This is a genomic window from Mesorhizobium sp. WSM4887, from assembly GCF_029625865.1.
Taxonomy (GTDB): domain Bacteria; phylum Pseudomonadota; class Alphaproteobacteria; order Rhizobiales; family Rhizobiaceae; genus Mesorhizobium.
Genome location: NZ_JARTVP010000010.1, coordinates 187,321 through 198,818, shown reverse-complemented (window position 1 = coordinate 198,818; position 11,498 = coordinate 187,321). Strand labels below are relative to the sequence as shown.

The following is an 11,498-nucleotide window of genomic DNA, read 5'->3' as shown; positions in this document are numbered from 1 at the left end:
CCCCCCCCCGGCGGTTGGGCCCCCCCCCCTGTTTTTGGCCTCAACCGCTTCTACCCTGGGGCCATTTTTGGGGCCGGCCGCCTGGGGGGGCCCCGGGTTTGGGGGGGCTGGGGGGCGCCGCCCCACGACACGCTCGCGGTAGAGCGCGTAGAGGCCGGAGCCGATGATGATCGCGGCGCCGACGATCATCGGCAGGTCGGGGATATCGCCGAAGATGACGAGGCCGAGCACTATCGACCACAGCAGCGCCGTATAGCGGAAGGGCGCGATGAAGGAGATGTCGCCCGAGCGCATCGCCATGATGATGAACTGATAGCCGATGAGCACGAGCACGGCGGCCAGCGCCAGCAGCGCCGTCGCCTCGGCGGTCATTGGCGTCCAGCCGCCCATCGGCGGGAGCAGCAGCGCACCCAGGATCGTCATGGCCAGCGCAGTCGCGGTCGATACCAGCATGGTCGGGATCGCTTGCGGGATGCGCTTGGTGGCGAGATCGCGCACCGCGCAGCAGGCGACGCTCGCCAGCGCCAGCAACGAATAGGCGCTGAAACCCTCGAAGCCCGGCCGCACGATGATCAGTACGCCGGCAAAGCCGACGGCAATGGCGAGCCAGCGGCGCCAGCCGACGCCCTCGCCGAAGAACAGTGCGGCGCCCATCGTCACCGCCAGCGGCAGCGCCTGCAGAACGGCGGAGACGTTGGCGATCGGCAAATGGGCAAGGCCGATCAGGAACGACACGGTCGCGCCGGCTTCGCCAGCGACACGCAGCGCGACCATCGGCTGCAGCATGGCGCGTGGATCAGCAAGCGCGCCGCGCCGCCAGGCGAGCAGACCGACGAAGAGCGAGGCGAAGGCGCCACGCACCAGCATGACCTGCGCCATGTTCATCGATTCGGAGGAGAATTTGGTGATCGCGTCGTTCAAGGTGAAGCCGATCATGGCCACGACCATGAACAGTGCGCCGCGAAGATTTGGCGAAAGAGGCAAGGGCGCTTCCGGTTATGTTCTCTCGCAAGCGTCTAACAGCCAGCGGCGAGACAGCAACATCAAAGAAATGGGCCACAGGAGGTTCCTGCGGCCCTCAAGATCGGCTGCGTTACTGGAGCGATTATTTCGGCGTCAGCGTCTCGGTGCCGTTGCCGTTCTGGCCGGCGATGGTCCACAGGCCGTGCAACGAGCCGTCCTTCTCCACTTTGTAGACGACGAGGCCGATTTCCTTGCCCATGACGTAGCCGGCGGAAAAGGCATCGTCATTGCGCATGCAGATGCCGTCGGAGGACGAGCCGCCGGTTTTCCAATGGATCGTGCAGGTTGTGTCGCTGGTCAGCGTGATGGTTGCCTCGCCGCCATATTTCGATCCGTCGAAATTGGTGAGGCGACAGTGTAGGTGCCACCGATCGACTGAGCGGCCGCAGGCACCAAGGCAATCCCGAGCATTGCAAGCGAAGCCAAGAATTTGCGCATGAGAATTCCCCCTGAATGCGAAAAAAATCGCTTCATGAGGCTAGGCCGGAACAAGTCGGCGGTAAATCGGGTGGAAGTCGGCGCGGTGGTTTATTTCCAGTGCGCCGAGCGCAGCTCAAGGGCCGCGCAGGCTGGCGGCGATCGCCCCGGTCAGCGGATCGTATTTCGCCTTAAGCGAGGAAGGATACTCGATCCAGACGGTGCGGATGACACCATCCTTTCCGAACAGGCGCCGTTCGTAGAAGACCTTGTCGCCCTTGATGCCGGAAACCACCGCCCAATTCTTCCCGGTCTTGCTGTAAGTGATCTTGTAGCCCGGCCCGGTGTTTGCCTTTTCGTCGGCGACGAAGCCCTTCGGAGTGTCGCTGTCGATGTTATAATTGCCCCAGCAGGTCAGGCTGGCGCCGTCGGGCGCGCTCCATTGCTGCCCATCGCCGTTTTCTGGCTCGGGCAAGCGGTCGCTGAAAATCTCGTCGGGAAAGGTGCAGGACGTGCCGAAGCGCGCATTGACGTAGGTGAACGGCTTTGCGATTGCCGCTGTCGTCGCAATCGTCAGCAACGAGAAGGCGATCACCAAAGGCGCGCCCTGGACGAGATGAACACACTTCATGATGCCCCCAAGGTCCGTGACCGAGGGTGATCCTGCACCAAATCGGAGAAAAAATCAGCCGCCGGTGACGCTCATATGGCGCGATACCGAGGGTCGGCTGGTGCGGCGGTCGATGACGAAATCATGGCCCTTCGGCTTGCGCCCGATCGCCTCGTCTATGGCCTCGCCGACCAGCTCATTGCCTTCGGAGGCGCGCAGCGGCGCTCTCAGGTCGGCGGCGTCCTCCTGGCCGAGGCACATATAGAGCGTGCCGGTGCAAGTCAGCCGGACGCGGTTGCAGCTTTCGCAGAAATTATGCGTCATCGGGGTGATGAAACCGAGCCGACCGCCGGTCTCGGCGACCTGGACATAGCGGGCAGGGCCGCCGGTCTTATAAGGAATGTCGGTCAGCGTGAACTGGCGCTCAAGCGAGGCGCGCAGCAGCGACAGCGGCAGATACTGGTCCGTGCGGTCGGCGTCGATCTCGCCCATCGGCATGGTCTCGATGACCGTCAGATCCATGCCGCGACCATGCGCCCAGCGCAGCATCTCCGGTATTTCAGCGTCGTTGAAGTCGCGCAGCGCCACGGCATTGAGCTTGACCTTCAGGCCTGCCGCTTGCGCGGCGTCGATGCCTTCCATGACCTTGCCGAGATTGCCCCAGCGGGTGATCTGGCGGAATTTGTCGGCATCGAGCGTGTCGAGCGAGACATTGATGCGCTTCACGCCGCAGTCGGCGAGCTCGGCGGCAAAGCGCGACAGCTGCGAGCCGTTGGTGGTGAGCGTCAGCTCTTCCAGCGCGCCGCTCTCAAGATGCCGCGACAGCTGGCGAACTAGGTGCATGATGTTCTTGCGCACCAGCGGCTCGCCGCCGGTCAGCCTCAGCTTCCTGACGCCCTTTTCGATGAAGACGCTGCAGAGCCGGTCGAGCTCCTCGAGCGAGAGCAGATCCTTCTTGGGCAAAAAGGTCATGTCCTCGGCCATGCAATAGGTGCAACGGAAATCGCAGCGGTCGGTAACCGACACGCGCAGATAGCTGATCGTGCGACCGAAGGGGTCGATCATGTCCATTGCAAGCGCTTCCGTGGCCTGAGCAGCGTCGTTATATACGGCTATGTGATACGATCCAACCGCGCATTCAAGATAGAAGCTCTCGATCTTTGGTAACATTCCCCGACCGACATTCTCTGTCGGCTGCCTTCTATCACCTTTTCGCACTGCGCGAACCGGCGTAGGGAAGGGCGCAAAGCATATAGGAAGAAACATGACGGCGCCGAAGGAACTCAGGGTCTCGAAGGACCGCAAGCTGCTCACCGTGACCTTTGCCGGGCATCAGCCGTTCGAACTGCCGGCGGAGTTCTTGCGCGTGGCCTCGCCTTCTGCCGAGGTGCAGGGCCATTCGCCGGATCAGCGCGTGACTGTGCCCGGCAAGCGCAATGTCGCGATTCTTAAGATCGAGCCGGTCGGCAACTACGCGGTGCGCATCACCTTCGACGATTTCCACGACACCGGGATCTTCACCTGGAACTATCTTCACACGCTCGGGCATGAAAAAGACGAGCGCTGGAACGCCTACCTTGCCGAGCTGGCCGAGAAGGGCCTCAGCCGCGACCGCTAGCCTGGCGCCAAGACGTTCGATTGGGTGTCGTCAAAGCGTCATGGACATAGAATAGCGCCGGCAAAAGGTCAGGAGGCGAAAAGATGTCGCTCATCACATCGGTCGAACAGCTCGAAGCCCTCTACGGCCTGCCTGGCGAGGCCTCGGTCGTCAAGGAGCTCGACCATGTGATCCCCGAATATGCAGCCTTCATTGAAGCCTCGCCTTTCGTGGCGCTGGCGACCTGCGGGCCGGAGGGGCTGGACTGCTCGCCGCGCGGCGATCTCGCCGGCTTCGTGCGCCTCCTGGACGAAAAAACGCTGATGATGCCCGACAGGCGCGGCAACAACCGCGCCGATTCGCTGAAGAACATTATTCGCGATCCGCGCGTCGGGCTGCTCTTCCTTGTGCCGGGCTCCGGCACGACGCTGCGCGTCAACGGCCGCGCCCATATCACAGCCGATGCCGAGCTTTGCGCGTCCTTCATGGTCGATGGCAAGCCGGCACGGTCGATCACCGTTGTCGCCGTCGACGCGGTCTATTTCCAGTGCGCACGCGCCATCGTGCGCTCGGAGCTGTGGAACCCGGCAAAGCATGCCGACCCGAAGTCGCTGCCGACGCCCGGCCAGATCCTCGAGCTCACCAGCCGCAGGAATATCAATGGCGCCGCATATGACAAGGAATGGCCGGAGCGGGCAAAGAAGACCATGTGGTAGCGGCATCGAGAGCGCCGGTCAGGCCTCCTTCAGGACATCGGCGATCTTGCGCATCTGCTCGCCGATCATGTCGCACTGCTCCGGCGTCGACTGGCTCATCGCCTTCTCGATGAGCGCCATATGTACTTTCAGCGCCCGCATCAGCAGGGCCTCGCCGGCTTCGGTGAGGTTCAACCGCAGCACGCGTTTGTCCTTTTCGTCACCCTCTCGACGCAGCAGGCCGCGGGCTTCCAGTTGCGGCAATAGCATCGTGATGTTGGAGCGGCCGACCAAGAGCTTGCGAGCAAGGTCGTGCTGCGACATCCCGGGATGACGGTAGAGGTTCATCAGCACGTCGAGCTGCGCCGGTTTGAGGTCGAGCGGCGCCAGCTTCACCGCCAGCGTGCGCTCCAGCACATGGCAGGCGCGCGCCACCGCAACCCAGTTGCGGAAGCGCGGATTGTCCCAGGGCAGCTCTTGCTTAATGTTCATGTTTGAACTATTATGTTCATGCCTGAACGAATGGTTGGACCGACACTATGGCATCATTTGGATTGAAGGTCATCCGAGGCGTCTTCGGCGCGGCCGAGCATGTCGCGCCGCGTCTCAGTGGCCGCGCCGCGTTCGAATTGTTCTGCCGCACGGCAAACGTCAAGGCCTTGAGCGATGGCGAGCGCCGCGCAGTCGAGCGCGCTGCGGGTTTCATGGCCGAGGCGCGCCATCACCGGCTGAAGACGAAGGCGGATTGCGTTGCGGTGCATGAGTTCCGGCCGGGGCCGGGCAGGGGCTCCCGCGGCACCGTGCTTGTCATCCATGGCTGGCGCTCGCGCACCGAATATATGCGAACTCTGATCGATGGGTTTCGCGACGCCGGCTACAAGGTGGTCTCGCTTGACCTGCCGGGCCACGGCCATTCGCTCGGGCGACATCTCAATATGGTGACCGCGGTCGACGCCGTGCGAGTCGCAGGCGAATGGTTCGGCCCGTTTGCCGCTGCCGTCGGCCATTCCTTCGGCGGCGCCGTCGCCGCCAATGCGGTTGCCGCTTCGGTGAAAGGCATGCCGCCGCTTGCGGCCGAGAAACTGGTTCTAATCGCGGCGCCGAGCTCGCTGCCGGCGATCTTCGACGATTTCAGCCACCGGCTCAATGTCGGGCCGCGCTCCCGGGTCGCCATGGCGGATCGGGTGAAGCATTTGTCGGGACGGCCGCTCAGCGATTTCACGGGCGACCGCCAGCTCGCTGAGGCTCCGGTGCCGACGCTGATCATCCATGCGCCGGACGACCGCGAAGTCCATGCCGATCACGCAAAACGATATGCGGGAGCCGGCGATCATGTGAGCTTGCATTGGGCCGAAGGGCTTGGCCACCGCCGCATCCTTGCCGACAAGGATGTCGTCGCGCGCGCCGTGGGCTTCGTCGCCGAGGAACGGCAACCGGCGCTGCATTGAAAATGACTGCGGGAGACGCCTGCTGGCGTCTTCCGTCCGTAGTTGCGAATGGCTCAGTCGGCCTTCTTCTTCTGCCCTGGCTCGACCGGCAGGCCGGCAGCCTTCCAGGCTGTGTAGCCGCCAAGGATGTGTTTGACCGGGGCGAGACCCATGTCCTGCGCCGTCTTGGTCGCCAGCGCCGACCGCCAGCCGCCGGCGCAGAAGAAGACGAAGGTCTTGCCGGAGGCGAAGAACGGCTTGTGGTAAGGGCTTTCGGGGTCGATCCAGAATTCGAGCATACCGCGCGTCACATGCTTGGCGCCGGGAATCTTGCCGTCGCGCTCGACCTCGCGGGGGTCACGTAGGTCGACGAAGATGGTGCCGTCATCCTCCAGCAGCCCGGCAGCTTCCTCAGGCGAAACCACCTCGATCTCGGCATTCGCTTCGTCGAGAAGTTCGCGATATCCCTTCTTCACTGCGCATCCTCCAGGCCATGGCTCGCGCCCGCCGGAATTTCGATCACAAAGACTGCTGTTTGTCACGGGCCGATGTTTGTCAGGAGGGAAGGTCGGCCATGATCGCCAAGGCCGCACAGCGCCAACGCCTGATTGTTACCGAGGCGTCTGAAACCGGGAGCCGCCCTGCCGCATTGTGTCTCACACGGATGTGAAACTGTTCTGCAACACGGTCGCGAAAATTTATGGAAGCTTAACGGAATCAGTATGAATCGGTACAGTCGCGCATTACATCCGCCATGCGGAGGGCGGGACCGTCTAGCGGCGCGGAACGGGAAACCGGTTTCAACCGGTGCGGGTGAAGCATGAAAATCCTCGGGAACAAAATGGCCGTCATGCCGATCGCGATCGCGACGGCGCTTGCCTTCGGCCAGCAGCCGGCGAGCGCGCAGGGGCTGTTCGACATGCTGTTCGGCGGCGGCATCCGGCACAATTCCCAAGGAGAATTTCCGCCGCCGCCGAAGCCGCGCAAGGTGCAGCCTGGCACAGGCGGTAGCGTCAGGATCAGCAGCCCGACCTACAATACCTACAGGGCCGACAAGCTTGTGCGCGTCGACTTCAAGTCGCTGCTGCCCGCTCCGCCGCCCGCGACCGCGCAAGATGCTGCCTTTGTGCCCTCCGTAACCGGAAGCGCGTTCCGCGACGCGCTGGCGGGCCTGAGCGATTATGAACTCTTTGCCGAGCCCGATATCGCCAAGGCGCTCATCGCCTACTATTCGGCCAATCCGGATTTCATCTGGGTGACAGGGGATGCACCCAACAGCAGGGCGCAGGATGCCGTGCGGGTGCTTGGCGGAGCGGCGAGCTATGGCCTGACGCCTGCCGATTATTCCGTCGATGTTCCTGCGGCGGCCACGAATGCCGCCTTGCCCGAAGCGCGGACCAAGGAACTGGTTCGCTTCGAGATGGCGCTATCGGCGCGCGTGCTGCGCTACGCCCATGACGCCCAGAGCGGCCGAGTCTATCCGAACCGCATGACCGGCTATTACGATTTTCCGGGCAAGCCGCTCGATCTCGAAGGCGTGCTGAAGACGCTGGCGCACACGCGAGAGGTGCGCACCTATCTCGAATCGCGGCACCCGCAGAACCCTGAATATCAGGCGCTGCGCGTCGAGTTGGAGTCGCTCCAGGCAAGCGAGGAGAACGAGATCGTCGTCGATCCGAAGCTGCTCCTGAAGCCCGGTGAAAGCAGCCCGGAACTGCCCAAGCTTTTGACTTTGATCGCGCGCAACCTCGATGACGAGATGGGCGGTGACTTTGGCGAGACCCTCGCCCGGCTCGGCAAGAGCGAGGTTTACGATCCTGAACTGGTGCCAGTGATCAAGGCGGTGCAGAAGCGGGCCGGCATGAAGGGCGACGGCGTCATCGGCCCGCGCACCGTCGCCTCGCTCGCCGGAACGTCCAAGGCCGACAAGGTCGAGAAGGTCATGGCGGCGCTTGAAGAGCTGCGCTGGCTCCCCTCCGATCTTGGCAGCCCGCGCGTCTTCATCAACCAGCCGGCCTTCACCGCAAGCTACATCGACAACGGCGAGGAGAAGCTGAAGACTCGCGTGGTCATCGGCAAGGTCACCAACCAGACCGCATTTTTCTACAACCAGATCAAGCAGGTCGACTTCCACCCCTATTGGGGCGTGCCGCAGTCGATCATCGTCAACGAGATGCTGCCGAGGCTGCGCAGCGATCCGGGCTATCTGGACCGCGCCGGCTATGAGGTGACGGATTCCAGCGGCAGGCGAGTTCCCTCTGCGGCGGTGGACTGGGGCGCCTACGGTGCCAAAATCCCGTTCAGCGTGCGCCAGCAGCCGAGCGAGGCCAATGCGCTTGGCGAGTTGAAGATCCTCTTCCCCAACAAGCACGCCATCTACATGCACGACACGCCGCAGAAGTCGTTCTTCGGGCGCGACATGCGCGCGCTGAGCCATGGCTGCATACGCCTGCAGGATCCGCGCGGCATGGCGGCCGCTGTGCTCGGCACGTCGGTCGACGACATCGCCGAGAAGCTGAAGCATGGTCATTCGACCGAGAATGTCACGCGCGTCATCCCGGTCTATGTCACCTATTTCACCGCTTGGCCGGACATGTCCGGCAAGGTCGAATATTTCGACGACGTCTACGATCGCGATTCGAAGCTGATGCAGGCGCTGGATGCGACCGAAGCGGTGCGCGCACCGTCAACCTAAGCGCTCGATGAGCGGGCGCCTGAAACCGGCGTCACGTCCGGCAATGAGCCAATAAACGAAACCGGCCACCAGCCCGGCCGCGAGGATGATGCCAAGGTCGGCCCAGCGTTCCGGATCGTGCGGCGCGTCCGGCGAAAGCAGCATGAAACCGGCGGCCGCAACCACGCCGCCGAACAGCATATGCAGCCAGAAGCTCCGCAACGAGAAGACCTCGGCGATAAGCGCAAAGATGAGAGTCTGCATGCCGGTCGCCACGATCGTCAGGAAATAGACGAACATGCCAAGCGGCGGCACGACCAGCACGGCGACGGGCGTGAACTGCATCAGCTCGAAATAGCTTGGGGCGTTGGGCAGCGAGCTCAGCGCTGCATAGATCGCGACCAACGCGACCAATCCGACGAGCACCGCGATCAGATAGCCGGCGAGCACCATCAGGATGCGCTTCAGAACGTAGCCAACCATTGCCATGCACCCCCGTGCCCGCAATCATGGCGCGCAGTCAGCCATCAAACGTGCATCGACGCAAGTCTCGGATAGGGAGGCGCCGGCCCAGCTGCGGGCGGCCGTATCAGGCGTTACTTCGGTTCGCCGGTGACCGGATCGTAGGTGATTTCGACCTTGGCCTTGTCGGTCGTGTAATAGGTAACGGTATAGCCGTCGCTGCTCCAGCCGACCTCCTTGATATATTGGAAGTCGCTCCGCTTCTCGACCTTGGTCAGGATTTCCGAGAGCTTCTTGGCATTTTGCGGCGGCAGCGCTTGCGCTTCGGCCGCGAAAGCCGACCCGCCGACAAGGAAAAACGCGATACCGCTTGCCAAAAGAACACCGCGCATGACTGCCCTCAATCTCTCGTGGTGGCATGAACGCGCTGACAACTCGAATCCTGGCCCGTTGGTTCCGCCAACGGGCCGCAACGCCTTGCTCCACAGTTGGTCCGTCACGGCCGGCGCGACCTCTATTCGCGAAAGCTTAAATAAGTAAAACGGCGTGAATCCAACAAGTAAGGAGGCTTCTGCAACATCGGACTTCAGGTAACGAACGACTAACCATGGCTTGCGCCGAAACCGCCTTCCATTAGCTGTTCGTGGTAGAGCTTTTGGCCAGACCCTGTTAGAGTCCCGGACCAACAGGGTGGCAACGGCGCGCCGAGCCTGCCGGGGATCTTCCATCGGCAAACGGCGAAGTTTTTTGGGAGCGGAAGTCGCCTGTTCTGGACCGAAAACAGGGACCGGGGGCTCAACCATGGCTGAACGGAACTATACCCGTCAGCTTGCGACAATCATTTCTATCGACGCCGTTGGTTTTTCGCGGCTGATGGGCATCGACGACGAGCGCGCCGTCGCGGCCTTCGAGGAAAGGCGCGATATCATCACCGACAGTTGCGGCGCCTTTGGCGGCCGCACGTTTGGCGTTGCCGGCGACAGCATCATGGCCGAATTCGGCAATCCAATCGAAGCCTTGCGCGCGGCGTTCGATTTCCAGGACCGGATCATGGCGCTCAATGCCTCGGCCGCGGATGAGATGCGCATGCCGTTCCGGGCCGGGATCAACACCGGAGACGTCATCGTCCGCGAGGGCCGCCTCTATGGCGACGACGTCAACATTGCCGCGCGCCTGCAGGAATTCGCTCCGCATGACGGTCTAGCCATCTCAGAGACGACCTGGCACCACGTGAAGGACAAGACGGCCGCGGTTTTCACCGACCTTGGCGAGTTCATGCTCAAGAACATCGCCCTGCCTGTACGTGTGCTGATCGCCGGACGCGGCGGCAACGGCGCGGCGATTGCTGCGCCCCTGGCCGCCATCCCTACCGCTCCCGTCCATGACAGACTCGCATCGAAGGGCCCGCCGGCAATCGCGGTGCTGCCGTTTCACGGCAGCAACGGAGGCGAGCCTGACGTCGGCTACATGGCCGACGGCATTGCGGAAGACATCATCTACGGCCTGTCCAACACCCGCTGGCTCTCGGTGATCGCGAAGGGCTCCAGCTTCCAGTTTCGCGACGACCAGCTCGGAACCAGGCTCATCGGCAATGCGCTTGGCGCGCGCTACATCGTCGGCGGCACGCTGGCGCGCCACAACGGGCAGATACGCCTCAACGCCTCGCTGACCGACACGTCGAACGGGCGCCTGGTCTGGTCGCAGCGCTTCGACCGCGACCTCATCGACATCTTCAGGCTGCGCGACCAGATCGGCAGCGAGATCGTTTCGATCCTCGACAAGGAGGTCGACCGAGCCGAGCAGGTGCGCACCTTCCAGGTGCCGTGGGAAAGCCTCGAGACCTGGCAGCTGGTGCGGCGAGGCCGCTGGCACATGAACAGGCGCACGCGCAAAGACACCGAGATCGCGCTCGAATTCTTCGAGAAGGCTTACCAGGAAGATCCGAATTCCAGCGCCGTTCTGAACGAGCTGGCATGGTGGTATTTCTGGCGGGCATGGCTGCGCTTCGGCGACAGCGACGACCTGGCCAAGGTCGAAGAATTTGCGCGCAAGTCGCTGTTGATGGACAGCCTCGACGCACGGCCGCACGCCTATCTCGGGGCTGCCGACATCATGCGCGGCCAGCCGGCATCGGCGGCGGAGCATCTGGCCGAGGCGATCCACATCAATCCGAGCTTTGCCTTCGCCCGCTCGGCAATGGGCAGCGCGCGGCTGCTGCTTGGCGATGCCGCCGGCGCGATCCCGTTCTTCCTGGATACCGAGCGGCTGAGCCCATTCGACCTCTACCGCTTTCACAATCTGGGCGAGCTGGCTGCCGCATACTGTTTGGTCGAGGACTGGCCGGCCGCAATTGCGGTTGCCGATCGCTCGCTCAACCTTTCGCCGGGCTATTTCTACGCCAGGTTCCTCAAAATCGGCGCCTTGATGCGGAGCGGCCGTCTTGAGGAGGCCGAACGCGAACGCGCCATTCTGGCAACCAGGCATCCCGATTTTTCCGAGCAGCGGATTCGCTGGATACCGTTCGTCGATCCTGCGAAGAACAACTTCCTGATCGCGAATTTCGGCCAGGCCAAGTCCATCGCATGATTGCTGG

General features: G+C 62.9%; 12 protein-coding genes and 1 pseudogene. 5 read left to right on the top strand and 8 right to left on the bottom strand.

All coding sequences use genetic code 11. The annotated features are described in order from the left end of the window. The 4 genes and pseudogenes from P9230_RS26925 to moaA form a co-directional block, all read right to left on the bottom strand. Nucleotides 1-984, bottom strand: a 984-nt coding sequence (locus P9230_RS26925) for a DMT family transporter (RefSeq protein ID WP_278121209.1), incomplete at its 3' end; no start/stop codon positions are given. A gap of 121 nt (nt 985-1,105) precedes the next feature. Next, a pseudogene (locus tag P9230_RS32440) lies at nt 1,106-1,461 on the bottom strand (hypothetical protein). Nucleotides 1,462-1,576: 115 nt separating this feature from the next. Then, the gene (locus P9230_RS26915) at nt 1,577-2,071 is read right to left on the bottom strand and encodes a hypothetical protein (protein WP_127325323.1); all 495 of its coding nucleotides are present in this window, start codon (nt 2,069-2,071) and stop codon (nt 1,577-1,579) included. A gap of 54 nt (nt 2,072-2,125) precedes the next feature. Next, complete coding sequence (gene moaA / locus P9230_RS26910; RefSeq protein ID WP_095825398.1) at nt 2,126-3,121, bottom strand: GTP 3',8-cyclase MoaA; 996 nt, start codon at nt 3,119-3,121, stop codon at nt 2,126-2,128. Between the two features lie 193 nt (nt 3,122-3,314). Between moaA and P9230_RS26905 the strand changes: the two genes are divergently transcribed. Then, complete coding sequence (locus P9230_RS26905; protein WP_066989863.1) at nt 3,315-3,668, top strand: DUF971 domain-containing protein; 354 nt, start codon at nt 3,315-3,317, stop codon at nt 3,666-3,668. 83 nt (nt 3,669-3,751) lie between these two features. After that, a complete protein-coding gene (locus P9230_RS26900; protein ID WP_067320176.1) occupies nt 3,752-4,363 on the top strand; it encodes a pyridoxamine 5'-phosphate oxidase family protein in 612 nt (203 codons plus the stop codon). Nucleotides 4,364-4,381: 18 nt separating this feature from the next. On the opposite strand, the gene P9230_RS26895 is transcribed toward P9230_RS26900, so the two are convergent. Then, a complete protein-coding gene (locus tag P9230_RS26895) occupies nt 4,382-4,834 on the bottom strand; it encodes a MarR family transcriptional regulator (protein ID WP_067320018.1) in 453 nt (150 codons plus the stop codon). A 47-nt stretch (nt 4,835-4,881) separates the two neighbouring features. Between P9230_RS26895 and P9230_RS26890 the strand changes: the two genes are divergently transcribed. Then, nucleotides 4,882-5,790, top strand: coding sequence for an alpha/beta hydrolase (locus P9230_RS26890; protein ID WP_127325324.1), 909 nt, complete (start codon nt 4,882-4,884; stop codon nt 5,788-5,790). Between the two features lie 53 nt (nt 5,791-5,843). Here P9230_RS26890 and P9230_RS26885 read toward each other — a convergent pair whose 3' ends face one another. Next, on the bottom strand, nt 5,844-6,245 hold the full coding sequence (locus tag P9230_RS26885) for a rhodanese-like domain-containing protein (protein WP_066989852.1): 402 nt from the start codon (nt 6,243-6,245) through the stop codon (nt 5,844-5,846). A gap of 344 nt (nt 6,246-6,589) precedes the next feature. On the opposite strand from P9230_RS26885, the gene P9230_RS26880 reads away from it, so the two are divergent. Then, nucleotides 6,590-8,464 carry a murein L,D-transpeptidase gene (locus P9230_RS26880; protein ID WP_278121203.1) on the top strand — a complete coding sequence of 625 codons (1,875 nt, stop codon included), beginning with the start codon at nt 6,590-6,592 and terminating at the stop codon, nt 8,462-8,464. Here P9230_RS26880 and P9230_RS26875 read toward each other — a convergent pair. Both P9230_RS26875 and P9230_RS26870 read right to left on the bottom strand, forming a co-directional pair. Then, a complete protein-coding gene (locus P9230_RS26875; RefSeq protein ID WP_127216935.1) occupies nt 8,456-8,932 on the bottom strand; it encodes a hypothetical protein in 477 nt (158 codons plus the stop codon). The genes P9230_RS26880 and P9230_RS26875 overlap by 9 nt on opposite strands. A gap of 107 nt (nt 8,933-9,039) precedes the next feature. Further along, nucleotides 9,040-9,297, bottom strand: a complete 258-nt coding sequence (locus P9230_RS26870) for a PepSY domain-containing protein (protein WP_066989847.1) — start codon at nt 9,295-9,297, stop codon at nt 9,040-9,042. Between the two features lie 409 nt (nt 9,298-9,706). Here P9230_RS26870 and P9230_RS26865 point away from each other — a divergent pair, with 409 nt between their 5' ends. Further along, entirely contained in the window at nt 9,707-11,491 is a 1,785-nt protein-coding gene (locus P9230_RS26865; RefSeq protein WP_278055755.1) for an adenylate/guanylate cyclase domain-containing protein, read from the top strand. Nucleotides 11,492-11,498: the final 7 nt, after the last annotated feature.